This is a genomic window from Helicobacter sp. CLO-3, from assembly GCF_001854545.1.
In the GTDB taxonomy this organism is placed as follows: Bacteria; Campylobacterota; Campylobacteria; order Campylobacterales; family Helicobacteraceae; genus Helicobacter_B.
In genome coordinates this window covers 78699-102909 of sequence record NZ_MLQN01000003.1, presented here as the reverse complement: position 1 = coordinate 102909, position 24211 = coordinate 78699, and the positions used below count along the sequence as shown (strand labels likewise).

The 24211-nt window shown below is 44.2% G+C and carries 25 protein-coding genes, 1 other RNA gene and 1 pseudogene; 12 read left to right on the top strand and 15 right to left on the bottom strand.

Annotation, left to right across the window (positions count from 1 at the left end):
• Nucleotides 1–98 precede the first annotated feature (98 nt).
• The 8 genes from BKN38_RS01640 to BKN38_RS01605 all read right to left on the bottom strand — a co-directional run bounded on the left by BKN38_RS01640 (nucleotide 99) and on the right by BKN38_RS01605 (nucleotide 7220).
• Nucleotides 99–683 carry a hypothetical protein gene (locus tag BKN38_RS01640; RefSeq protein WP_082942489.1) on the bottom strand — a complete coding sequence of 195 codons (585 nt, stop codon included), beginning with the start codon at nucleotides 681–683 and terminating at the stop codon, nucleotides 99–101.
• 3 nt (nucleotides 684–686) lie between these two features.
• On the bottom strand, nucleotides 687–956 hold the full coding sequence (locus BKN38_RS01635) for a DUF2018 family protein (RefSeq protein WP_066454783.1): 270 nt from the start codon (nucleotides 954–956) through the stop codon (nucleotides 687–689).
• An 80-nt stretch (nucleotides 957–1036) separates the two neighbouring features.
• Nucleotides 1037–2473: a histidinol dehydrogenase gene (gene hisD, locus BKN38_RS01630; protein ID WP_104720830.1), complete on the bottom strand. Its 1437-nt coding sequence runs from the start codon at nucleotides 2471–2473 to the stop codon at nucleotides 1037–1039.
• Nucleotides 2474–2520: 47 nt separating this feature from the next.
• Nucleotides 2521–2802, bottom strand: a complete 282-nt coding sequence (locus BKN38_RS01625; RefSeq protein ID WP_066454794.1) for a hypothetical protein — start codon at nucleotides 2800–2802, stop codon at nucleotides 2521–2523.
• Between the two features lie 216 nt (nucleotides 2803–3018).
• Nucleotides 3019–3324, bottom strand: a complete 306-nt coding sequence (gene cutA, locus BKN38_RS01620; RefSeq protein ID WP_066454796.1) for a divalent-cation tolerance protein CutA — start codon at nucleotides 3322–3324, stop codon at nucleotides 3019–3021.
• 42 nt (nucleotides 3325–3366) lie between these two features.
• Nucleotides 3367–4545 (bottom strand): HipA domain-containing protein, encoded by a 1179-nt coding sequence (locus BKN38_RS01615; RefSeq protein WP_066454798.1) that lies wholly within the window; start codon nucleotides 4543–4545, stop codon nucleotides 3367–3369.
• A gap of 86 nt (nucleotides 4546–4631) precedes the next feature.
• Nucleotides 4632–5858 carry a hypothetical protein gene (locus tag BKN38_RS01610; protein WP_070957657.1) on the bottom strand — a complete coding sequence of 409 codons (1227 nt, stop codon included), beginning with the start codon at nucleotides 5856–5858 and terminating at the stop codon, nucleotides 4632–4634.
• A gap of 57 nt (nucleotides 5859–5915) precedes the next feature.
• Nucleotides 5916–7220 carry an MFS transporter gene (locus BKN38_RS01605; RefSeq protein WP_082942465.1) on the bottom strand — a complete coding sequence of 435 codons (1305 nt, stop codon included), beginning with the start codon at nucleotides 7218–7220 and terminating at the stop codon, nucleotides 5916–5918.
• Nucleotides 7221–7474: 254 nt separating this feature from the next.
• Between BKN38_RS01605 and BKN38_RS01600 the strand changes: the two genes are divergently transcribed.
• The 4 genes from BKN38_RS01600 (at nucleotide 7475) to BKN38_RS01585 (ending at nucleotide 10709) form a co-directional block, all read left to right on the top strand.
• Nucleotides 7475–8455, top strand: a complete 981-nt coding sequence (locus tag BKN38_RS01600; RefSeq protein ID WP_066454336.1) for a peptidyl-prolyl cis-trans isomerase — start codon at nucleotides 7475–7477, stop codon at nucleotides 8453–8455.
• Between the two features lie 122 nt (nucleotides 8456–8577).
• The gene (locus tag BKN38_RS01595) at nucleotides 8578–9828 is read left to right on the top strand and encodes a lipopolysaccharide assembly protein LapB (protein ID WP_066454328.1); all 1251 of its coding nucleotides are present in this window, start codon (nucleotides 8578–8580) and stop codon (nucleotides 9826–9828) included.
• A gap of 8 nt (nucleotides 9829–9836) precedes the next feature.
• Nucleotides 9837–10298 (top strand): ribonuclease HI, encoded by a 462-nt coding sequence (gene rnhA, locus BKN38_RS01590; protein ID WP_066454326.1) that lies wholly within the window; start codon nucleotides 9837–9839, stop codon nucleotides 10296–10298.
• A gap of 183 nt (nucleotides 10299–10481) precedes the next feature.
• Nucleotides 10482–10709, top strand: coding sequence for a heavy-metal-associated domain-containing protein (locus BKN38_RS01585; RefSeq protein WP_066454324.1), 228 nt, complete (start codon nucleotides 10482–10484; stop codon nucleotides 10707–10709).
• A gap of 176 nt (nucleotides 10710–10885) precedes the next feature.
• Here the strand turns inward: BKN38_RS01585 and BKN38_RS01580 are convergent.
• Nucleotides 10886–11077: pseudogene (locus BKN38_RS01580) on the bottom strand (glutathionylspermidine synthase family protein); the annotation flags it as partial.
• A 684-nt stretch (nucleotides 11078–11761) separates the two neighbouring features.
• Nucleotides 11762–11859: signal recognition particle sRNA small type (ffs, locus tag BKN38_RS01570), an RNA gene on the bottom strand.
• Nucleotides 11860–12101: 242 nt separating this feature from the next.
• Here ffs and BKN38_RS01565 point away from each other — a divergent pair.
• The 4 genes from BKN38_RS01565 to acpS all read left to right on the top strand — a co-directional run bounded on the left by BKN38_RS01565 (nucleotide 12102) and on the right by acpS (nucleotide 14982).
• On the top strand, nucleotides 12102–12458 hold the full coding sequence (locus BKN38_RS01565) for a hypothetical protein (protein WP_066454316.1): 357 nt from the start codon (nucleotides 12102–12104) through the stop codon (nucleotides 12456–12458).
• Complete coding sequence (locus tag BKN38_RS01560) at nucleotides 12458–13435, top strand: RsmD family RNA methyltransferase (RefSeq protein ID WP_066454313.1); 978 nt, start codon at nucleotides 12458–12460, stop codon at nucleotides 13433–13435. The genes BKN38_RS01565 and BKN38_RS01560 overlap by 1 nt, the downstream gene beginning before the upstream one ends.
• On the top strand, nucleotides 13436–13981 hold the full coding sequence (locus BKN38_RS01555) for a flagellar basal body-associated FliL family protein (protein ID WP_066454311.1): 546 nt from the start codon (nucleotides 13436–13438) through the stop codon (nucleotides 13979–13981). It begins immediately after the preceding gene.
• A gap of 641 nt (nucleotides 13982–14622) precedes the next feature.
• Nucleotides 14623–14982, top strand: coding sequence for a holo-ACP synthase (gene acpS / locus BKN38_RS01550; RefSeq protein WP_066454308.1), 360 nt, complete (start codon nucleotides 14623–14625; stop codon nucleotides 14980–14982).
• A 129-nt stretch (nucleotides 14983–15111) separates the two neighbouring features.
• Here acpS and flgK read toward each other — a convergent pair whose 3' ends face one another.
• The 4 genes from flgK to BKN38_RS01530 form a co-directional block, all read right to left on the bottom strand.
• On the bottom strand, nucleotides 15112–16938 hold the full coding sequence (gene flgK / locus BKN38_RS01545; protein ID WP_066454305.1) for a flagellar hook-associated protein FlgK: 1827 nt from the start codon (nucleotides 16936–16938) through the stop codon (nucleotides 15112–15114).
• Nucleotides 16939–16947: 9 nt separating this feature from the next.
• On the bottom strand, nucleotides 16948–17388 hold the full coding sequence (flgN, locus tag BKN38_RS01540; protein ID WP_066454303.1) for a flagellar export chaperone FlgN: 441 nt from the start codon (nucleotides 17386–17388) through the stop codon (nucleotides 16948–16950).
• Between the two features lie 115 nt (nucleotides 17389–17503).
• On the bottom strand, nucleotides 17504–17719 hold the full coding sequence (locus tag BKN38_RS01535; protein ID WP_066454301.1) for a flagellar biosynthesis anti-sigma factor FlgM: 216 nt from the start codon (nucleotides 17717–17719) through the stop codon (nucleotides 17504–17506).
• 87 nt (nucleotides 17720–17806) lie between these two features.
• Nucleotides 17807–17995 carry a hypothetical protein gene (locus tag BKN38_RS01530; protein WP_082942464.1) on the bottom strand — a complete coding sequence of 63 codons (189 nt, stop codon included), beginning with the start codon at nucleotides 17993–17995 and terminating at the stop codon, nucleotides 17807–17809.
• Between the two features lie 330 nt (nucleotides 17996–18325).
• Here BKN38_RS01530 and BKN38_RS01525 point away from each other — a divergent pair, with 330 nt between their 5' ends.
• The 4 genes from BKN38_RS01525 (at nucleotide 18326) to BKN38_RS01510 (ending at nucleotide 23153) form a co-directional block, all read left to right on the top strand.
• Nucleotides 18326–19882: a peptidoglycan DD-metalloendopeptidase family protein gene (locus BKN38_RS01525; protein WP_066454296.1), complete on the top strand. Its 1557-nt coding sequence runs from the start codon at nucleotides 18326–18328 to the stop codon at nucleotides 19880–19882.
• Nucleotides 19809–20603 carry an NUDIX domain-containing protein gene (locus tag BKN38_RS01520; RefSeq protein ID WP_233712947.1) on the top strand — a complete coding sequence of 265 codons (795 nt, stop codon included), beginning with the start codon at nucleotides 19809–19811 and terminating at the stop codon, nucleotides 20601–20603. Before BKN38_RS01525 ends, BKN38_RS01520 begins: the two co-directional genes overlap by 74 nt.
• Before the next feature lie 18 nt (nucleotides 20604–20621).
• Nucleotides 20622–21692, top strand: a complete 1071-nt coding sequence (locus BKN38_RS01515; RefSeq protein WP_066454294.1) for a plasminogen-binding N-terminal domain-containing protein — start codon at nucleotides 20622–20624, stop codon at nucleotides 21690–21692.
• An 84-nt stretch (nucleotides 21693–21776) separates the two neighbouring features.
• Nucleotides 21777–23153: an FAD-linked oxidase C-terminal domain-containing protein gene (locus BKN38_RS01510; RefSeq protein ID WP_066454291.1), complete on the top strand. Its 1377-nt coding sequence runs from the start codon at nucleotides 21777–21779 to the stop codon at nucleotides 23151–23153.
• A 70-nt stretch (nucleotides 23154–23223) separates the two neighbouring features.
• Here the strand turns inward: BKN38_RS01510 and BKN38_RS01505 are convergent, their stop codons facing one another.
• Nucleotides 23224–24210 carry a HAMP domain-containing histidine kinase gene (locus BKN38_RS01505; RefSeq protein WP_066454289.1) on the bottom strand — a complete coding sequence of 329 codons (987 nt, stop codon included), beginning with the start codon at nucleotides 24208–24210 and terminating at the stop codon, nucleotides 23224–23226.
• Between the last annotated feature and the right edge of the window lies 1 nt (nucleotide 24211).

Sequence of the window (24211 nt, the reverse complement as noted above, 5' to 3'; positions counted from 1 at the left end):
TTGGATTCTGCCTTCTAGATTCTGGCGCGCTAGAATCTAGAACCTGCCTCATCGCCACGCGCTACTAACCGCCACGCGCTTAATTACCGCACACACCGCTAATTACCACCACTTGGTGCTTTTGGCAGCATCACAAAAAGCCCCAAACTCGCGCGCTTTGCCTTATCATCAAACTCCCTAAAACTCACCAGCGCATACGCATCTTTATCAATATCGCCGCCTTTTGATAGCGGAATCTTAAAACTTTTTCGCTTATAGTCCGTATAAAGCACGAATTGATAGGGAAATTTGTCGTATTTGAGATTGACCACGAGCCCATAGTTTTTATACAGCGTCCAATACAGGCGCAAATCCTTCTGCATGCCCTCAATCGTGAAGCTCGTCTCATACACTTCATCTTTACTCAAATCCAAATCCTCGACAAAATCCCACGAAGGCGCGCCGGCATAAAGCGCGTGCGGAGTATGGGGCGCAAAAGGCAGAAAAGATGCAAAAGGCAGAAAAGATGCAAAAGGCAGAAAAGATGCAAAAGGCATGACAAAAAACGCAGCGCATACAAAAAGGCAAAATCTAAAGCGCGGCAAAATAGCACTAAATTTTTGGCGCAGTTTTAGGCTAGGCGCGCTACAAATAGCAAAGATTCTGCGCTTGCCAAAAATGTTAGATATGCTAAACTTAAACAAGTTTCACTCATTTTCGCTTAGGATTTTCGCACTAGATTCTATCGCGATATTGCGCTTTTGTGCTTGTATCGCCTCTTTGTGCGTATGCAAAAATTTTCGCAAATCAGCGCCACTCTCCTCAAACGCCAGCTCATACACCGCCAGCATCTCCAGAATCCTATCAAGCTCCTTTTTGGCAAGCGTTGGCGAGGCGTTTAGGATGATATCGCCCCATTTATCGATAGGATCGCCTTGCAGCACTTCTAGTTCATTATCGCTCCATTCTTCCCACATTTTGACTCCTTAAGTTTTGGTGTTTGGCACAAACGCATCGCGCGATATTTTTACTCTTTATTTGCTCCTTGATTTTTGCTCTATTTTTCAGACTTTGACTTCTCAAGCCTCGCAAGCACTGCAAGCCTATGCGCATCTAGATTCTCAAGGTGCGCTAGTCTCGCGCAATGCTCGCCAAGCTCGCGCATCGCCTCATCGCTAAAATGTATAATCGAGCTTTTTTTCATAAAATTATCCACGCTCAAAGGCGAGAAAAAGCGCGCACTGCCGCTTGTTGGAAGCGTGTGGTTGGGACCGGCTAGATAGTCACCTATGGGCTCTGGCGTATTTTCGCCGATAAAAACCGCGCCCGCGTGCTTGATGCGCGGCAGCAGCTCAAAGGCATTGCTGGTGAGTAGCTCTAGATGCTCGGGTGCTAGGGCGTTGCATAGGTTTATGGATTCTGTCAAATCTTTGCAGACGATGATAGCGCCGCGATTGTTTATGCTTGTTTTGGCGATGTCATGTTTTGGCAGCGTGGGGAGAATCTGCTCGATTTTTTGCGCCACGATAGAGGCTAGCTCGCCGCTGGTGGTGAATAAAAATGAGCTAGCCATCTCATCATGCTCGGCTTGGGAGAGCAAATCATACGCGATAAAATCGGCATTTGCGCGCTCATCAGCGATGATGGCTATCTCGCTAGGACCCGCTATCATATCAATCCCCACATCGCCAAACACGAGCTTTTTGGCAGTCGTCACAAAAATATTGCCCGGACCGCTTATCATATCGACCTTTTGCACGAGTGGGCGCGTGGGCGCGGAATCTGCGCTGCTTTTGCTGGCAGAATCTGCTTTGTCTATTTTGCCAGCATCCGCCGCCTTGCTAGAATCTGCACTGCCAGAATCTGCTTTACTAAAAACTGCGTCGCCAGCATCCAGCCCATACGCCATAAGCCCTATAGCGCTTGCGCCGCCTACTTTGTAGATTTCTCGGATTTCGCAGATATGGAGCGCGGCGAGAAGCAGCGGATTTAGCGTGCCTTGCGGGGCTGGCGTGCATACGACTATCTGCTCTACACCAGCGACGATCGCAGGGATCGCATTCATAAGCAGCGAGCTAGGATAGGCAGCCTTGCCGCCGGGGATATACAGCCCAGCGCGCTCGATGGGGATATGCATCTGCCCTAGCATGCTGCCATTTGGCTCAAAATCAAGCCAAGTCTTTTGCTTTTGCTTCTGATGAAAGGCAAAGATGCGATCATACGCGATATGCAGGCTTTTGCGCGTGTCAGAATCTAGCTTTTCATAGGCTTTTTGGCATTCTTGCGGGGCGATTTTGATGTCATCTAGGCTTTTTGGATTCCAGCTATCAAAGCGCGCGATTTGCGCCAAAACCGCCTGCAAGCCATCATCTTGTATCTCTTGGAGGAGGGTTGAGACTTTGGCGGAGACGCTTTTTATGTCTTGTTTGCCGCGCATGAGGATTCTGCCAAATGCGGCCTCAAATCCAGAATCGCTAGAATTTAGTATATTTATCATTTTGGTGTCCTTTTGGTGTCCTTAGTTGGTGTTTTTGGGCGCTCTTATTTTTGCGTCTTTTGGCGGCGCGTTTGTGTTGCACTATCCTGCTTGTTTGCGTCGTTTGCGTCGTTTGTGTCGCGCATCGCGTTTGTCTGCATTGATGCGCTGTTTATCTCGCTTGTCGCCAAAACGCTAGAGCGCGCGGATTCTGCGTTTTGTTGCCTTGTCGCAAATCCTCGCCTAGCGTGAAACTTTGTCTGGCGCGAGTTTTTGCTCGGTGCAAATCTTTGTCTAGCACAAATCCATGCTTGGCGCAAAATCGCATTTGGTGCGCACTCTCTCAAAACGCTCGCATTATAGCATTAAAGTTGGCAAAATGTAAGATTTGGGCGCGAATTTGACGAGAAAAATTAGCAAAAGACAAAAGCTTGGTAGATTTTACTAATTTTTGCGATGCGTGGTTTGCATAAAAATTGCAGAATCCGCTTTTTGTTTGCGCCAAAGTTTTGTTAGAATCTAGATTTTTAGCAAATTATTTTTTGCAAGCCACTTTTATGATTTTATTTTCTTATAGCCTTATCTAGCCATTTTTTATATTTTTTATCCCAATGTTTTACGCTTATGCAGGCTATCTCTGGCGTGTCATAAGAGTGCATTTGTCGCAATTTTTTGCAGAGCTTTTTGCGCTTTTTTGGCGCAGTTTTGATACATAGCAAAAATTCTTTTTCATCACAAAGCTTGCCTTGCCATTTATAAAGGCTTTTTATTTTTTGGATTTGTATGCAAGCAGCCAGATGCTTTGCAAGCAACTTTTTAGCGATTTTCCTAGCCTTCTTTTTATCATCAATCGCAGTATAAATCAGCATAAAATCTCCTTAGAATAAATATCATATAATACCAAAATCTAGCTATTTTAGCGCATTGATTCTTAGGCATTTATCATAGCTTTCTTTTAATTTTTGGCGGAATTCTTTTGAATTGTAAAAGCTTGGAGTTTCTTTTATTTTTTCTATGTATTGCGGGTATTTTTGGGCGTAGATTTCTAGGATTTGCGCTAGATTTTGGCGCACTTCATCAAAATCTAGGCACAAGATTCTGGCTATATCTTTAAAATGCGAGATTTTTATATTATTGCGCTTGCCTTTGACAAACAGCACGCATTGCTCGTTGCTTAGCCCTCGTATCGGATATGTGTTGATGATGTCATAGATTGGGCTTAGTGCTAGCTTGTTTTGGATAGGCACGAAGCTTATATTTCTTTTGTGTAGGTCGCTATTATGAAGCAGCGCGTTGGCATAGATAAATTTTACAAATTGCATTTTTTCACTATCATTTAGATTATTTTTTAAAATTTTGGCTAGATTCTCTATACTTCCGCTATATTTATCATAGCTTTTGCTTAATGCATTTAGCGATATTTGCGGAAGTTTATTGGCATTAGAATCTATATCAAAGCGCTTTATTATATAATGATATTTTTTTAGATTTTCATCATAGATTATCGCATTAAAAGGCACTTCAAAGCCAAACTCTCTCATAAAGCTCGTATGCAAATGCTCATTTACAGCGAGATTTATCCAATCTTGGCTCGCTGGTTTTAGGATAAAATCCGCATAATCCTGCCTCATAATATTATTTATAATGCCAACTTGTAATTTATGCTGATAGCCGCTGATAGAAAGCCTCTGATAGCGCTTTATATCAAAGCCATATATGCTTGGGATTAGTGCATTTTCTGGAATATCGATGTGGCATTTTAGGATGTTTGGGAATGCATGGCTAGAATCCAAATCGCATAAATTTGTGCTTGATAAAATAGGCTTTTGTGCTTTTTTATCATCTTTAGAAAAAGAAAAATGAAAATCACCTATAGTATTTATCAAAAATGGCAAAATATCTCTGCTTTTTTCTGCCCTAAGTGCATGCAGCATGATTTCTAAATCTATACCTTCTGGCAAAATATCAATAATCTCAAAAATATCATCATCACTTAGCGCAAAATCATCATCGCAAAATAAATAATAATGTCCCTCATCTATTTTGGCATATAATTTATTTTGCTTGAAAATATAAAGCGGATTTGTCATATCATGCCTTTAGTAGATTTTACGATAAATTATGCTAGATTCTGATAAATTATAGCGCAAAAAATCATAGCACAAAATATCAAAAATCATTTTACAAAATCTAGCGCATATTCTGCTCTTTTAGAAATAATTTTTATAAAACACTCTATGCGCTCTAAATATTTTTTATTTTTATATGCGTGAGATTTTATCGACTTTGGAAAATCTAGCGATTTTAGCGCGCCATTTTTTAGCTCCTCTAGTCCTTTTGCATGTCTTTTTCGCGTGTAAAATCTCAAATGCGTATCAAAAGTCAGGTCAAAATAGCCCTTGACACCGCCGACAAAATTATTAAGATTCTCGACACTCTCTTTCAAATCAGAATCATAAAGCCAAGTCATCATTGATAGGCCATTATCAAACAGCGGGGCAGGGCGGATAAACTCCTGCGTATCATTATCTATCATCATGCCAAAATTCCCCAAATGCCTATCGATATTACAAATAAGCCCATCAAACATCATCATGTCTTCAAAATGCTCTTTCAAGTGCGATTTGCCACAGATTTGTAGTATTTTTTCACTTAGCTCATTGCCCTTTTTTCTCCTATCATCAGAATCTAGGCAATAAGACATCGGCAAAAATCCTTCATCTTGGCTGGTAAAAATAGGACACCGACTCGCGATTTCATCATAAAACTTCACCAAATCATATTTCACATAAGAAAGCCCGATGATGCTAGCAATCTGTGCGGCAAAATATTCGCTCAAAGGCTCCGCTCCACTTTCATACATATGACTATGACTTTTTAGCAAATAAATATTATTTTTTTCTTTGTGCCAGTATTTTTTAAGCATACCATTGGTGGTGTATTCTGGCGATTTGGCAGTGTGTGGTAAATCATTAGAAATGATTCCAAAGGCTGCTAGTTTTATAGATTTATTAAAATTATTTTCATAAAGATTGATTTTTTGCCAAGTATTTTTTGGATTATTATTTTTGCTTGCTTTATTTATCCAGTAAGTATCATTTAGTGAGAGTCCAAATGAGGCATTTATATAATCCATAAGCTTTTCGCCATTCTCGCTTTGATAGGCTTTTATTATCGCACTAGCGCATGCTCTATTTTTGGGGATTTTCCTATGTCTTATATAAGATTCTAGGCTTTTTTCTATGTCAGATATTTTTATGCTTTTTGGCAAAAGGGTGGGATTTATTATTTTTATATTTTCTATTTTTTCTCGCTTCATCATTGCATCGCTGCCAGCAGCTTGCGCTAGATGCCCCACCACTTCAAACTCTAGCACATCTTTATTTTTTAAAATATATTTCATTTTTAGCCCCCCTCTATTTTCTCAAATCTCTATATTTCCTTAAGCCTCTATATTTCCTCAAATCCCGCGTGGTGTGAGTAGCACGATGATAAATGCAGGCAGGGCGAAAAGCATCGCAAAAAGCGCGTTAAACTCGATGCCAATATGCGCAAACACAGCGCCCCCAAGCGCGCTTGCAAGCGCTATACCTACATTAAATGAGCCTTCATTTACGCTTACTGCGGTATCTTCGAAGCCTTTGGCGTATTTGTGCGATGAGATGATGCTTAGCGATTTGAGTGCTGGGATGCCGGCAAATGAGATGATGCCCATGAGGCAGAGGTTGCAAAGCACCAAAATCTGCGAATACGCGCTAAAACTCATCGCGCCATAGATGATGATTTGCCCCGCTAGCACCATCCTAAGCGTCATCACCGAGCCTTTGGCATCCGTGATTTTCCCGCCTATCAGATTCCCCACTATCGCGCTTCCGCCATAGATTAGCAAGATATGTGGTATCGTGCTTTTTTCAAACTTTGAAAGCGCCAAAAGAATCTCTGCGACATAGGTGTATATCACAAATCCCGCCCCGCAAGTGCAAGCCGTCACGACATAGGCGCGCAGGAGTTTGGGGACTTTGATGGCTAGGATTAGGTTTTTGAAAAGCGTGCGTGCGCCTTGTATCTTTGGCATGATGATATACACCGAGATAAGCGCGATGCTTGTAAGCAACACGATAAGCCAAAATATCGCGTGGAATCCAAACTTCTGCCCGATAAATGTCCCAGCCGGGATGCCTGTGACAAGCGCTATGGTGAGACCTGATACCATAAGCGCTAGGGCTGTGTTTTCTTTGCCCGGAGTTGCGATTTTCACCGCGGCGATGGTGGCGATGACGAAAAACACGCCATGCATACAGCCTGCGACAAAGCGCGCGGCGAGCGTCAAATAGAAGTTTGAGCTAATGGCGATGATGAGATTTGCTAGCAAAAAGACGAATAGGTTTAGCATCAGCTGGTATTTGCGGTCTAGCTGGCTTATGGGGATGGTGAGGATGGGCGCGCCGATGACGACGCCTATGGCATATATCGTCACAAGCCAGCCAGCCACGGGCTGCGACACGCCAAAATAGCGCGCGACATCCGGCAGCACGCCACTCATGATAAACTCGGTAACGCCCATGCAAAACGCGCTTAACGCCAGCGCGATGAGTCCTTTTTGGCTGGAGGGGGCTTTGGCAGGGGTTGCAGCGGCGGGGTTTGTGGGCGCGGATTCTGGGGCAGAATCTGTGTTTTTAGATTCTAGTGCGCTTATGGATTGCTTTGTCGGCGTTGCCTCCTCGCAATGACTAGAAATATTTTGTTTGCGTTGATTTTGTGGCATATTTTTCCCTTAAATGTTTTTAAGATTTTTGGATATTTTGTCGTTTTGACTTATCGCGCAGCGTTTAAAGGCGCGAATTGTAGAATCTTTTGGCTTAAAGGATTTTTAGGATTTTGCGCACCAAGTTTTTTGTGGAGAATTTTTTGTGTGTAATTTTTGCGCGCATTTGCATTTAGATATTTTTAGAGAAATAATGCTAAGATTCTGCATTTATTTGTCTAAGCCAAAACTACAAGGAAAATTAAGGAAAACTAATGCAAAAAGAATACGCCAAAAATCCAGCCAAAAAAGCCACCCTATCGCGCATCTGTGGCATCGCACTCATAGGGATGCTAGGCATAAGCGCGCTAGATTCTGCCACACCAGAATCTAAGACTACGCCAGAATCTAGCAGCGCGCAAAACAGCGCGCCAAGCGCCACAAATGCGCCAAGCGCCGCAAACAGCGCAAACAAAAACATAATCGGAGGCATCGCCATCAAAGTAAATGGCGATCCTATCACTATCTATGAGATAAAAAATCTCATGATAAAACAGCACATCAGCAAAGACCAAGCACAAGAATTCCTCATCGCCCAAAGGCTAAAAAACCAAGAAATCAAGCGCCTAAAAATCGATGTTGATGACATAAGGCTAGATCAAGAAATCCAAGCCATCGCCTCGCAAAATAAGCTAACATATCAGCAGTTTATCAATGCCCTGCGCCAAGAGGGAATGACGCTAGATGTGTATAAAGAGCAGCTAAAAGATCAAATCCAGACGCGCGAGCTTATGCGAAATATCCTTCTTTCTTCGGATGTCTCGAGCGAAAATGAGATGCGGCGGTATTATGACACGCACAAAAGCGAGTTTGTCGTGGCGAAAGAGGTGCAGACGACAAGATATAGCGCCAAAGATCCAAAGCTGCTAGAGCGCGCGATAAAAAGCCCGCTTGTAAGCATAAATGGCGTGGAAAAAGTGCCAGAAAAACTAACACTTAGCGCGCTAAACCCGCAAATCGCGCAAATGTTTTCCACGCTAAAAGCGGGCGAGTTTTCACCCGTGCTAGATGCGGGGAATGGCAGCTATGTGGCGTTTTTGGTGCAGGATAAGATAGGCGAGGATGCGATGAGTTTTGAAGAGGCGAAAAACTACATCGCCCAAAAACTCGCCCAAAGCAACCAAGAACAAGTGCTTGGCGAGTATTTTGAAAAAATCAAGCTAAAAGCGCGCATAGAGTATTTGCGCGCGCCTTGATGCGATGTGTCAAAATTTTGCGAGTTCAAAATGCGCCAAATCTCGCGAGTGCAAAACGCGCTCAAAAGCCAAAAAATGCGCGCACAACAGCATGGGCGCAAAATATCAAAAGGGGGTGAAAAATGCTTGACCAAATAGCGTTTTTGTATAGAGACCCGCTTTTTGGCGTGGCGATTTTGGTGGCGATTATCGTGATTTTGGTGTTTGCAGACTATGGGCGCAACAAATATCGCGCCAAAAAGCATAAAATCGCGCTGGAGAATTTCACCAAATCCTATCATGAAAACTCGCTTAGCGATGAGTTTGTGGATTTTCTCTCCCTTGCCAAAGATCCCATCCCCCCGCTTCTTTTGCTTGCCAAAACTTACGCGCGCGCGGGTGATAGCACCTATGCGATAAAAATTTATCTAGAGATTTTAGAAAAGACAAAAAACACGCAAGAAAAAATAATTATTTTAGAATCACTCGGAATCACTTATTTTGAAGTGGGATTTTTACAAAGGGCAAAAAATATTTTTCTAGAGATTCTAAAGACATATCCTAGAAATGTGCAGATTCTAGGCTATCTCGTGCGCACGCATGAAAGTATGGGCGAGTATCAAGACGCGCTAGATGTTTTAGAATGTCTAAATGAAATAAGCACGCCAAAAATGCGCCAAGAAAGCGCGAATATCAAGGCATATTTGCATTTTATGCTTTTAATAAATAGTCATATTTTATCGCTAAATAAAAAAAATAAAGAAGTTATATCGCTTATGCATTATAATAATGCGATTAGGCGCGTGGCATTTGATTATTTATTTTTGTATGCGAGAGAGCTTTTTTGGGAGGAGATTTTGAAGGCGGAGTCGGTGGAGTTTTGCTTGGATATTTTGTGGCGCTTTAGCAAAGAAGAGGTGCCCTTTGAGATGATAACAAAGCATGGACGCCGCGATATTTTGGATGTGTTTGTGGCAAAGGGATATTTGGATTCTGGCACAGAATCTAATTTTGACACAGAATCCAGCATCGCCACAAGCGCAGATTCTAACTTAAGCGCGGGCGTAGAATCCAAAGCAGAATCCAGCGCAGAATCTAATTTTGGCGCGGGCGCAGAATCCAAACTAGATTCTAGCACGCGCACTGCAGAATCCAAGCCAGATTCCGCCCCAGATTCTGCCCCGCTTTTTGAGCTCGAAGTCTTGCGCGTGCTTTTTGCGCATTCTAAACAAAGGGGCGATTTGGTGTTTGAGTATCGCTGTCATCATTGCAAAAATATTTTTCCATTTGACTCATTCAGATGTCCGATGTGCGCGAGCGTGGGCGAGATGGATTTGATTTACAAAATCAAAGAAGTCACCGCCCAAAACGCCGATAATTACACCACTTTATAAGGAGATAAATGAAACAGCTTAATATCTACACCGATGGCTCATCGCTTGGGAATCCGGGCGCTGGCGGGTATTGCGCGATCCTTGTGTATAAGGGCGTGGAGAAAATCGTAAAAGGCGCGATGCCAGACACTACCAACAACCGCATGGAGCTTCTTGCAGTGATCGCGGCACTTAGGATTTTGAAAGAGCCTTGCGAGATAAAGCTATACACGGATTCGCAGTATGTCGCGCAGGGGATTAATGAGTGGCTTTCTGGCTGGATTCGCAAAAATTTTCGCGAGGTGAAAAATCCGGATTTGTGGCGCGAGTATATCAAGCTTTCAGAGCCACACAAAATCCAAGCAAAATGGGTAAAAGGGCATAATGGCGATATGATGAATGAAAAATGTGATAAAATTGCGCGCTTTGAGGCAAAGCAGCTACAGGATTCCGAACAGCTTATCGAGCGCCCCAAATCGCTTTTGGATTAGGCGGCGTTTGGGCTAAGTAGCTTGTGGATTAGACACAACCGCGATTGTATAATATAACCTAAATTGAGTGTGCCTTATATTTTGGAAAGCCGGGTTGCATAGGGCTAGCCTGTCCGACGAAGACCAAGTATCAAAAACCTAGATACTACTGACTATGAAATTTACCAGACTTAAAGGAGTAAAATGAGACAAATAGAATTTATCATAGAAGGCATGCATTGTGGTAAATGCGCTAGCAAGGTGCAAAATTTTGTCCAAGAAGTAAGTGGTGTGATAGGCACACAAGTCTCACTGGAGCAAAAACTGCTAAGTGTAGAGTATGATGCAAGCGGCAAGCAAGAAAAGCATCTCATTGCAAAAGTGATGGAATCTGTGCAGGACTTAGGCTATGAGATAAGGCGGAAGGTTTAGATTCCAGCCATTGCGGTTTTGTTATTTTTAGCCGCTTCTGGTTTGTGGGCTTGGATTATTTAGTATGGCTAAGCGTATCATATTGTTGTGCAAGACTAGATTTTTCTTTAAATTTTAGTCTTGCGCGGAAATGTATCTAGCCCTTTTGGCAGTAAGATACATTTTGCGCGATTGTTCTAGACAATGATGTGGCTAACAAATTTTGAGTAATTATCCAAAATCTCGCCACCTTTGCGGAATCCTAGCCCGCATGACTCATACGCAAAAAACACATTTGGCTGATAAAACGCGCCACCGCTTTCATTTTGCAAGCAAAACTCTTGATACACGGATTTGAAATTGCCATAATCGCCATCATTTTGCACTATCGGCGCGCCGATTTTCATTGGCGCAAAATACTTGCACTCGTCTTTGGTGATTGTATTAGAATCTTTGTTGGTTTGTGTTTATAGATCGCCTTGTTATTTGCTGTTTGTGATGATTTTTTATGCGCTTGTTTGGCGATTGGCGAAACTTGGCTTGTTTTTTGTGCTATAATCCATCGCTAGCCTTGCTGGTGAAGGAAAGGAAACCCGTAGAAGCTTGATTGGGCTGTGTGTTCCCGAAGCTCGGAGGCTAGTTTTGCTAGCATTTATATAGGGTAATCGCCTAGCCCCGCCACTATCTTACCTTACGCTACTCATAAATACAAACGCACTTTTTGATTATTTTGGCGAAATTTGCCAATATTTATAAAAACTTTGACTAAATGATATTTACAAATGGTATTTTGTTTGGAGAATTTACAAGAGGCAAAAGCTAGGAGGCGCAGCATAGATTGCTTTGGAGCAAGCTGCCTGCAAAGCAATCCATAAAATGAATACATCAGAGAATTTATTTTTTGCATTGAACGGTTTTGGAATATGAAAAAGTAGAATCTAATTTTGTGGCATCTAAAGATAGCTGTTTAAAAAACAAGGTTTTGGTAGAATCTAAAAATGGGTTTTCTAAAAAAGGTGTAGCTTGACAGAATCTAAAAGCCTATCGTGTTTAAGGCTTTGTGCAGTCAAAACCCCTCTTCAGATACCTACGGCACAAGCCAAAATCCAGTGCTCTGCTGTGTTCCCACCCTGAAGCGTTGCCAGAAAATAACCTTGCATAGGTCTGAAAAGGAGCGCGTGGATTCTAGCTTTTTTGCACTTAAATATCGCTTTATACAAGTTTGATGCCTCCAAAAATATGTCTTAAAGTTTGCGCCCAAAATTCGCATGCCAAAATTCGCACTAGTGCCAAGATTTGCGCCAACGCCAAAAATTACGCCAATAGCGCAATGATTAAACGATTCTTTAATAAGCTTTTTCTATAATGCGCGCAAAATGTGCCAATCTCAAATCCCAAACCATAAGGATGCCGGTGAAAATTGCTGTGATATGCGAGTCAGAGCTTCTGCAAAAAAGCCTAGAAGTCTATCTCAAGGATATGTTAGCCCCGCTTGAAGAGTGCGATTTTGTGCTTTCAGACTATCAGGCGTGCGATTTGAAGCCGGTCTGCCTTGTCGGCAATGCCCAAAGCGCGCATATCAAAAATCCTTTCACCAAAGAAAGCCTGCTGGCAAACTGCAAGATTTTCCACGCGACTTATTGCCAAGAGCAGCTAAACGCCCTTAGCGCGCGCGATTCCAAGCTTTTTATACAGATTGATGCGCTCATCGAGGACACGCTCGCGGAGTTTCGCCACAAGCTGTATGAGCTGCTAAGTCATGGCAGATGATGGCGCGCGGCAAATCCTCTCATAAATCCCCTCGCAAATTCTCTTGCAAATCCGCCAAAAATAGCGCGCGCACTGGCGGTGCCAAATCTGCTAGAAGCGCTTCAAACACGCGACAAACGCCTAAAATAGCGCCAACACTTCGCATAATCAGTGGTAAATGGAAAGGCAGGAAAATATACGCGCCAAGCGCGGCAAGGGATGAGAATCTAGCACGCGATGCTTTGGATGATAAATCGCAGAATCTAGCGCGCGATATGGGTAAAAGCGTGCTAAACAAAAGTGCGCGAAACAAGAGCATATCAGACAAAAATATGTTGGATAAACGCGCACCTGATAAAAGCATATCAGACAAAAACGCGCTCATCACGCGCCCTAGCAAATCCATCCTCAAAGAATCCTGCTTCAACACTATCGCGCAAGATATTTATGGCAAAATTTTCATCGAGGGCTTTGCGGGTAGCGGGAGCATGGGACTAGAGGCGCTTAGTCGCGGGGCTTTGGGCGCTGTGTTTTGCGAGATGGATTCTAGTGTGATAAGTGTGCTTAGGCAAAATCTCGCGCTGTTAGGCATCATAGAATCCAAAACTTTGGATTCTGCTGGACTAGAATCCAAAAAGGCGCAGGTTTTAGATTCTGGTGCTTTAGATTCTGCGCGCGAGAATCTAGACGCGGCGAGCCAGCCGCGCGCGCAAATCATACAAGGCGATAGCTTCCACGCCCTGCCAAAACTGTTGGCAGACATCGCCACGCCTAGCATTTTGTATCTCGACCCGCCATTTTTTATCCGCCAAGATTATGCTGATATTTATGAAAAATGTGCTAATCTTATCGCCCAAATTAGCAATGACGAGATAGAATTAGTGGTTATTGAGCATAGCAGTTTGTATGCGTTTGGCGCGCAGATCGGGCGGTTTGCCTTGCAAAAAGTCAAAAAATTTGGCAAAAGCAGCCTCACTTATTTCACACAAGGAGCGTAAATGGCGGAAGAAGAAGAAAGCCAAGAGCAAAAAGGCGGTGGCAATAAAACGATGTTGTTTGTGATTTTGGGCGCGGTGCTGCTGCTCATTATCGTTGGTGTCGTGGTGATAATGCTAATGGGCGGCGGACATGATGAGGAAGAAGCTGCGCCGACAAAGACAGAAAAGCAAGCGAGCAAGCCAAAATCGGGCGGCGCGTCGGCGTCTTCATCATCGCTTATGAATATCGGCCCTACGATCCCTGTAGTCACTAGCAAAGAGCCGCTTATCATCAACCTCTCCACGCAAGGGCGCGATGCGTATCTGCAGGTGTCTGTGTCTATCGCGCTGGATGATGTCAAGCTGCAGCCAGAAGTCGAGAAAAAAATCGATCCGATAAAAAGCGTCGTGATAGAGGTGTTTTCCTCCAAAACGCCTGAAGAGCTAAGCACGACGAAGGGCAAGACTCGCACGCTAGAAGAGATTCGCACGCGGATTAATGAGTTTCTAGTCGATGGCGAAGTGACGAATGTTTTTATCACGAGCTTTACGATACAAAGGGGCTAGAATCTAGGCACGCGCTTGGCGTGAAAGCGCTGGCGGGTGGATTTTGGCGCGTTTTTTATGATTTTTGTTTTTTGCGACTTTTTGAGCGCTAGAATCTAGGCTGGATTTTGGCGGGCACTTTTGCAAATCGCAGAATCTAAGCGCGCTTGCGATTTTAGATTTTAGGCAGATTTTTAGATTCTCGTGCGGTTTTGGATTCTGCGTTTGCCAATATTTTTGGATTTTAGGCAGATTTAGATTCTGGCGCGTTTTGCAAAACTTGTTTTTATGGTTTTTGTGATTTTTTGAGCGCTAGAATCTAAGTTAGATTTTACTATCGCTTTGCGAAAATGCAGAATCTAAGCGCGCTTGTGATTTTGGATTCTTTGGATTCTAGGTAAAATTTTAGTTTGTGATTTTTTGGATTTAGCCTAGAATCTTTGCAAGCCGCCAAAAGTAGATTCTAGCGCAGAATCTAGCCAAAATATTTGGCTTTAGCTTTTATATTTCTATTAGGCAGATTTTCCGGGCAGATTTTGAGGCAAGATTTTCCGGGCAGATTTCTGATTAGATTTTCGGATAAATTTTCGACCAGATTTTGCCAACGCAAAGTCGCAAACTAGAATCTCACGCAAACTTTAGCCACAAGCGCAGGGGCGTATATGAAGATAGGCATAGACATCGTATCGATTGCGCGCATAGAGCGTGTGTATAAGCGGCATGGCGAGCATTTTTTGTCGCATTTTTTATCGCCCAGCGAGATAGATATTTTGCGCGCGAGAGGGCTTCGGGCTAGCAGTATCGCTGGATTTTGGGCTAGCAAGGAAGCTTGCGCCAAAGCGCTTGGCACTGGGATTTCAAAAGAGCTTTCGTTTCTAGACATCTGCATTTCCTACACGCAAGCCAACGCGCCTTTGATGACGCTCACGCCAGAGAAGCTAGCGCATTTTGGTATCACTTCATTTTCGCTTAGCATAAGCCATGATGGCGGCTTTGCCATCGCTGCGGTGATTTGCCACTAGAATCCAAATAGCAAAAATAAAGGCAAAAGCAAAAAATATCAAAATCCAAAAGCAAAAATAAAAAGCAAATTCTAAAATCTACTAAAATCTACCAAAATCTCAAACTTCCACAAAACAACCCACCAGAATCTACTGCTTGATGCCTAGCAGCGTTTCTATCATCCTATCTATCGTGGTGATGACTTTGGCGTTTGCCGCGTAGCCGCCTTGAAACTTTATCAAATCCACCATTTCCTCATCGATACTCACTTGCGTGATAGATAGATGCTCTTTTTTGGTAGCTTCATACACGGATTTTTTGGTATCTAGTGTGCGCTGCGTCTCTTCGGTATCAGTCGCTACTTTGCCCGCGGCGTATTGATAAAACTCGCTGACTTTCATATGATCGCGCTGTTTGGTGCGCTTGTTGAAAAAATCAATCTTGTCATATTGGAGCTGCTGCATCATATTTGCGACATCAAAGTTCCCATTGATAGGCGCAAGCCAAGGGCGTATGTATGTCGGGTCTTTTTCATAATCCCTATGCAGATGAATATCTTTTGCGCTATCGCCTTGGAGAAATTTATTTATCCCCATCGCACCCGTGAAATTCGTGCCATTGTCCTTGATGCTTACATAGAGTCCATCAGATGGGCGTTTGGGCTGGACGACAAACTTTTTCACCACCGGGTCAAAATGCGCGCGGAAGTAGTCATCAAAGTCGTTGGTATCGTTGTTGTCGTTGTTATCATCGGTGTTTTCATTTATCTGCCTTATGATGTCATGCATTGTGGTGATATTATCGATTTTTATGGTTTTTGAGGCTATCACCTTGCCATTTGTGTTGTAGGCTAGCAGCTCAAAGGTGCCATTTTTGAAATTATAGCCAGTGTCTTTTAGCGCTTGGTTGCGCTCAAAAGTCACAGGCGTGCCTTCTAGGATATGCGCGGCGGATTGCGCGTATATGGCGTTGGTCGCTTCCATAAAGCCCTGCGCGAAAGTATCTAGCAAATCGATATATCGCTGTATGTGTCCTACTTTTGTGCCATTGTAGCCGGTGTTGTAGAGGCTTATGAGCGAGCCGGCTTTGCCTTCTTGCATTTTGTCGGTGATATCGACATCTTTGAAGTCATAGGTGCGATAATACACGCGGTTTAGATGCTCGGCATTGTTTTCTTTCTCAAGCGTCAATGGGTGAAAGGCAGAGCCATCTACGATGTTAAATCCATAGGCGACATTCATCACATAGTTTTCATCAAAATCCGCGTTTTTGGCGCGCATAGTAGAATCTGTCTTTAGATGCCCTTTAAACACCTTGCCACCGATGATTTCTATCAGATGATATTCGTATTGATCGCGCCTATCGCGTAGCTCATTTGCTTGCTTATACTGCTTGGCATCTTCCATTTCGCCGATTTTTTCATTGAGATGGGCTATCTCATAGCCTAGTCGATTGGCTTCTTTGACGAGCGTTTCTAGATTTTCGCTGGCTTGGCGCTGGATGGTGGTGAGTTTTAATCGCGTGTCTCTTATATTGCGCGTTAGCACTTGCGTGGCTTCAGCTAGGACTTGTTTTTGCGCGGAATCTTTGGGATTTTTGGAGAGATCTTTCCATGCGTTGAAATATGTCTCCAAATCATTGAAAATCCCCACGCCATCGACATCTGGAAAATGCGCAGAAACCTCACGCAGTGTATCAAAACTATTTTGGAAAAACGCCGTTTCAGAGCCGGATTTGGTATATCTGTCAAACACAAAATCATCGTGGATTCTGCGAATCGCTTGCACTTCCACACCGCGCCCCATGATGAGCCCTTGATGCATCACTAGCGAGCGCTCGGGCTGGGCTATCACGCGCTTTCTGCTGTAAAACTCATCGCTGGCGTTTGAGATGTTGTTGCTTGTGGTATCCACCATGAGCTGGTGGGCTTGCAAGCCGGTGTATGAGGTGTTGAGAGAGGTTAGGATTCCACCCATATCGCGCCTTTATGCCTCTATATGCAATAGACTTGATTGCGTGCTGGAGGAGACCTTTTTGTTTTCTCCATAGGCAAGCGTGTCTTTTGGGATGAGTTTATCCATAAGCGAGGTGAAAAACTCCGACACCGCAAACACCATGCGCGCATAATCGCTATTGATTTTTTGCAATTCTGCGAGCGTGTTTCGCATATCGCCAAACAGATCTATCGCCTCTTCGCCGATGATTTCTTGGATGTCTTTTTGTGGTTCTTTTTCTTTGATAGAGCGTATTTCTTGGTCGATGAGATCTTTTTTGGTTTCAAACTCTTTGACAAGCGCATCTTTTTGGGCGTTGCGCGCGAAAATCTCATCATGCTCGGCGCGCTTAATCGCTTCTATGTCTAGCTTGGTATAAGAAATAAGTGTTTGTAAGTCTTTGATAGCGCCGCGTAAATATTGAATAAGCATAATCTCTCCTAACACCAGCGCCATCGTGTTTTAGCCACCTTTGGCAAGCGCTTGCAAGACTTGGGTGAAGCCTAGCAAAACTTGCTAAAAGCGACTAAAACAAAGCGGAGGTTTTTTAGAGATTAAGCAAATCTAGTGCCATTTTTTCGGAAGTTTTTTGCAAATCGATTTTGTATTCGTTGTTGGCGATAGATTCTTTGATTTGCGCGACTTTGTTTTGCTCGGTGACTTCTTTTATGTCCCTGCTTTTTTGCGCGGCGATTTTGCTTTCTTCATCTTTGTAGGCTTGCGCGTTGGCTGCTACCATGCTTGAGCTGATTGAGTTTATCATAGCTTCTCCTTTGCTTAAATCTTGGAATTATATCGACTTTTTTGGCGATTTTTAAATATTTAGCGCAAAAATCGCAAAATCTAGATTCTACTTCACCACGCGGTTGAGTTCTCGCTGGAAGCCTTCGATATCAGTCGTGCCTTTTTGCCCTTGCGAACCGCTTTGGAATAGCGAAACATTGGGATTGATATGATAGGTAAAAATCCCCACAAACACCATCGCATAGCAAAAGAGCACAAAGCAAATGGTAGGGAAAATCCAAGTTTTGACATCCATGCTAATCCTTTGAAAATTGGGCTACACAAAATTTGGGCGGCGCTAGAATCTAAATCTCTAAATATTTAGCAAAATCGGCTAAAATCTGGCGTTTTCAAGCCAAAAGCCAGAATCCAAAGTCTCTCTAAAAGTGCCAACTAAGGCGCCAATAAGGCATCAATCAAGCACCAAAATACGAGCGATTATATAACAAAAACGCCAAAAAGATTCTAGTTTTTGCAAAAATCTATTATAATTACGCGCGATACTTTATCGATTTTATCGATAGCTCCAGCATGGGGGCGTATAAAGAGGCAAAATAAGCATAAATCAATCTTTCTAAGGATATAAATGTCGGTATTTTGGGGTTTTGGCAAGGTTTTTAGCGGCATATTTGGCAAACTTTTTGGTAAAAAGTTTTGCGCGCACGCAAGAGATTTTCGCGGTTTTGGTGGTCGTTTTGGCGGATTCTTAAGTCTTTTTGGCGCGCCATTTGGGCTTTTTGGCACATTATTTAAGCTTTTTAGCAAGCTATTTAGGCTTTTCAGCTGGCTTTTTAGCGCGCGGATCCCGGCGCATTTGCCTCACTCCAGCACCAGCGCGCTTTTTTCACTAGCTTTTATTTTCTCACTCTTGCCAAGCATCGCTTTTGGCGCAGTGGGCGAGCGGCTGCAGTGGGAGAGTGGCAAGACGCTGCTAGGATTTTTCGAGCAAAATCTAATTCCCTTGAAGCTGTATTACAACCTCACTTCCCAAGACAAAGAATTAACCGCCGAGGTCAAAGCAAACGCCACCTACTACACGCTACGAAGTGAAGGCGGCGACCTGCTACACGCGCTAATCCCAGTAAGCGACAAAGTCCAAATCCACATCTACAAAAAAGGCGATGATTTCAAAATCGACTTCATCCCAATCATCTCTTTCAAAAAAGACCAGATTCTAGCCATCTCCCTGCAAAGCTCGCCATACCAAGACATCTACAACACGACAAACGACATCCTGCTAGCCACCGAGTTTGCCAATATCTACCGCAGGAGCATCTCCACGCGCACGCTGCATGTGGATGACAAAATCGCACTCATTTTCACGCGCAGCTATCGGCTAGGCAAACCCTTTGGCATCCCCGAGATAAAAGCCACCATGGTAGAATCCGCCAAAAAAGCACATTTTGGATTTTTGCATACCAACGGGCATTATTATGACAAAAATGGCAAGGAAATGGCGGGATTTGCGCTAGAAGTGCCGGTGCGATACACGCGCATCAGCTCTAGATTCTCCGCCGGCAGGAAGCATCCTATACTAAAAGTCGTGCGCCCGCATTATGGTGTGGATTATGCCGCCAAAATCGGCACGCCTATCATTGCCGCAGCCTCTGGCAAAGTGATTTTTGCCGGCGTGCGCGGAGGCTATGGCAAAGTGGTAGAAATTGCGCATGGCGATGGGCTAAAAACGCTGTATGCGCATATGAGCGCGATACACACGCGCACCGGCGCCTCTGTCAAAGTGGGCACCATCATCGGGCGCGTGGGCAACACAGGGGTGAGCACCGGACCGCACCTGCACTTTGGCGTGTATAAATACAACCAGCCCATAAACCCGCTAGGCAGAATCCGCACCGCCAAAAGCGAGCTTAGCGGCAAGGAAAAAAAGGCGTTTCTCGAAGTCGCGACTCTGTATGAAAATGAGCTAGTGGGCGCGCTGGATTCTGCTAACTGGCAAGAATCCAAATATGTGCTAATCACGCAAGGCGGCGGAGCGCAAGACCAAGATGACGCGCAAAACGAGGATGAAGCAGAATCTAGCCAAGATGAAGGCGCTAATGAAGGCGCTATAGATGAGGCAGAATCTAGCGAGGCTGGGGCTAGTAGCGCAGAATCTAGAGGCGCAAAATCCAGCCAAAGCGCCTAGCGAGCAAACCAACAGCGCGAGCAAGTCAAGCCAAACAGCGCAAGCCAAACACAAACCCCAAAAAAAGGAGCAAACCATGAGCGAGACAAGCAAGACAAACGAATATTTCATCACCGCCCCACAGCCCACGCCGCGCATAAGTGAAGCGCGCCAAGATGCCTGCAAAGATTCTCGGTTTATAAAGCCGCTTCGATTGCATTACAAGCAAGATGGCGTGGCGAAAAATTGGGATATCATCCACTCTCACGATAGCGTGTCGGTCATGCTTTATGAGTCGGATTTGGACGCGTTTGTCATCGTCAAGCAGTTTCGCCCCGCGGTGTATATGCGAAACCACGATGGCTATGTGTATGAGCTGTGCGCAGGGCTTGTGGATAAGCCCAAAAAGACGCTAGAGCAAATCGCGGTCGAAGAGGTGTTTGAAGAGTGCGGCTATGAGATAGCGCCAAATCGCTTGGAAAAAATCGCGACCTTTTACACTTCTGTGGGGATAAGTGGCGCGAAGCAGACGATATATTTCGCCCAAGTGGATAAACGCGACAAACGCGCGCTTGGCGGTGGTATAGATGATGAAAATATCGAGGTTTTGTATCTGAAGCGCAAGCTTGCGATGGCGTTTATCGAGGATGAGAGCTATCCCAAAACCCCAGCGCTCGCTTTTGGGATAAACCGCTTTTTCTACCGCGCCAGCCTAAATGACGCGTATAATCTCAAAGATTAGCAAATTTTAAGGATAAATATGAATAAAAATGCCACGCAAACTTTATGCACCACGCAAATCGCACACGCCGCGCAGATAAAATGTGCTACGCAAGCCAAATGCGCTATAGAATCTAAACATATCGCAGAATCTAAATATGCTATAAAATCCAAGCACGCCGCAAAATCTAAGCGCGCAGAATCCGCAGGCAGCGCGCAAAACGAGAATCTATTTTTTGTCTTTATCGCACTTTTTAGCGCGCTTATGATTTTTGGCGTGCCGATTTTGCACGCAGATTCCACCGCGTCAGAATCTAGCGCAGAATCCAAAAGCCAAGAATCGCAGAATCTAGATTCTAGCGCCCAAAACTCCCAAAACGCCGCGCTAGCCAACATCTCACAAGACTTCTCCGCCTTGCAATCGCCAGTAAAAATCTCCATCCAAAGCATCGATGAAAAATCCCAGATAGCCACCATCGCCGCACTTGATTTGCGCGTGGGCGAGACTGGCATCGTGCGCCATAGATTTGATAGCAATTATGAGGCCATCATCGCGTATGGCGAGGTGGTAAAAGTGGATTCTAGCAACGCCTATGTGAAGCTAAACGCCGCTAGCATCCTGCCCCAAAAATACCTCCCAACCCCCACAAACAAGCCAAGTGTGGGCGATGACATCCACTTCCGCACGACAAACAACCTAGCCTTCCTCATCGCCCCAGATTTAGCCACATATGAAGATGTGCGCGCGCAAGAGCGGGATATTTCGTTTTTAAATTCTGATTTGATGATGGGATTTTTGTTTGATTATGGCGGGTTTGATCCTAAGCCTGATTTTTTGCATAAAGTATGCGAAATCTACAGTGCTGGGCTTTTGTATGTCGTGACAGAAGGGCATCTAAACGCGCTTGATTGCCAAAGCCTAGTCGTGCTTGCAAGGCGCGCATTTGACACTTCAAGCGTGAAAGAAAGCGTCGCGCCCTTTTTCTCAAGAGTGCAATACGCCTCCAGCGGCAGCCTCGATAGCTCCATATCACGCAAAAAATCGCGCGATTATTTTAGCTATTATAGGCAGCTCATCACGCTTGGCAATGATTTCAAAAAGGCGCAATGACGCGGTAGTCAAAAGCTTTTAGCCAAGCGCAAGCCCGCGCAAATTTACACACAACACGCAAATTTACACAAAAGGAAGCCCCAAATGCTAGAATCTAAACATTTTTCAGCCCTGCAAAACATCGTAGGCAAAGAAGACTGCCACAATGACAAGGCGCATTTAATCGCGTATTGCTATGACGCCACGCGCGAGCGCTACGAGCCTGATACGGTGGTGTATCCGCAAGATGAAAAGGAAGTAAGCGCGATTCTCAAATACTGCAACGAGCATAAAATCGCCATTATCCCGCGTGGTGCTGGAAGCGGCTTTACCGGTGGCGCGCTGCCTGCAAATGGCGGGATAATTTTGGCAATGGAAAAATATTTTAATAAGATTTTAGAAATTGATGAAAAAAACCTCATCGCGCGCGTGCAACCCGGCGTGGTGAATAAACTCTTTCAAAACGAAGTCGAAAAACGCGGACTTTTCTATCCGCCAGACCCAGCTAGTCAAGACTACAGCACACTTGGGGGCAATGTAAGCGAAAATGCCGGCGGTATGCGCGCTGCAAAATATGGAATCACCAAAGACTATGTAATGGCTCTGCGTGCGGTGCTGCCAAATGGCGAGATAATCCGCGCGGGCAAAAAGACGATAAAAGATGTCGCGGGCTATAACATAGTAGGCACGCTAATTGCCAGTGAAGGCACGCTTGCAGTGCTTACAGAGCTTACCTTAAAGCTTATTGCCAAGCCAAAATTTAAGCGTTCAGCCATGGGGATTTTTGATAGCATAAATGATGCGATGAATGCGGTGTATAAAAGCATGGCAAGCGGGCTTACGCCGGTGGCGATGGAGTTTTTGGATAATCTTAGTATCCGTGCTGTGGAGGAGCGATTTCACAAAGGATTGCCTATTGATGCGGGCGCGATACTTATCACGCAGGTTGATGGTGATTTGCCAGAGGCGATTAGCTACCAACTAAGCGCGCTAGAATCGAAGTTCAAAGAAAATGGTTGCAAAGAATTTAAAATCGCCAAAAACGAGCAAGAAGAAGAGGATTTGTGGTTTGCGCGGCGCAATGTAAGCCAAAGCATCACAATCTATGGCAAAAAAAAGCTAAACGAAGATATCACCGTCCCGCGCGCGCGATTGCCCGAGCTTTTGGAAGGCATAGGAAAAGTGAGCGAAAAATATGGCTTTAAGATTCCATGTTTTGGACACACAGGCGATGGCAATGTGCATACAAATGTGATGGTGGCGGATTTGAAAGATTTAGAAAAAGGACATGAGGCGATAACAGAGATTTTTAAACTCGCAGTAGATTTGGAAGGCACACTTAGTGGCGAGCATGGCATCGGGCTTTCAAAAGCGCCATTTATGCACCTAGCTTTTAGCGAAGCTGAAATGGAGCTTTTTAGAAGCCTAAAACGCGCCTTTGATCCAAATAATATTCTCAACCCCGGCAAAATGGGACTATAACAGCAAGGTAACGCTATAAAAATATCACTAGCAAATAGCATATTTTTTAGTGAGTATTTTTATATGCTCGCTAAAACACAATCTGCAGATTCTGGATGTCGCCAAACTCTTTTGTCACATCTTTGAATCGCTGGCGGAAAGTTTTATAATGCTTTGACAAAATGATAGCAAGCTCTTGAAATTTCTGCCTAGGCAGCGCGCTTGCCGCCTCCAAGCACGCATCGACAAAGGCTTGGTCATCTGGGTCATGCAAAGCGCTTTTGAAAATATCAAAATACGCATGCATTTTCTCATCCTCCGCCCTTTTTTGCTCATCTTTTTCCCTGACTTCTTTTAGTATCTCTTGCAGCTCTGTGATAGAGTTGCTTAGGAGTGATTTTTTGGTGTAGGTTTCTGATAGTTTGGTGATTTCTTGGATGATTTCTAGCTTTTCTGGGCTGTTGTCATAGTATGTTTTGTAGTTGCGCTCAAGCTCCTCTGGCATATATTCTTGTATCATCGTTAGCTTCATATTGGCGATGGTGCGGATTTCATCGAGGTAGGCGCTATCGGAGGATTTTTCATAGATAGATTTTATCATCTGGAGATTTTCTTTGTTGTCGGTGTAGTATTTCATAAGCGTCTCTATCTCTTCTTTTGGCAGGCTTGCGATGTTTTTGCGGATTTCTAGTAGCCAGACTTCTTGGAGTTCGCGGACTTTGATACGCACCATTTTTTTGAGTTTGTTTAGCTTGGCGTGAGGGATTGCGGAGAAAAATGTATGCGCGATGTCATCTGGCGTGTATGAGTCGATATAGTTATCTATCACTTCATAGAGTTTGGAGGGCTGCTGCGCTACGATGCTAATCACTTCTGGCGTGATGAAAGCCGCCTGCTTTTTTTCCTCTCTAAAATCCGAGTTTGCCCTGATGATATCTTGCGCTTCATAAATAAAATTTCGCACCGTCTCCTCATAAAGCTCGGTGAGTTTTTCGCTGCTCATTTGGGAGAGCTCATCGAGGTTATAGCCTTTGTTTTTTAGATATTTTGTCATCATCGCTATGTCAAACTGCGTCATA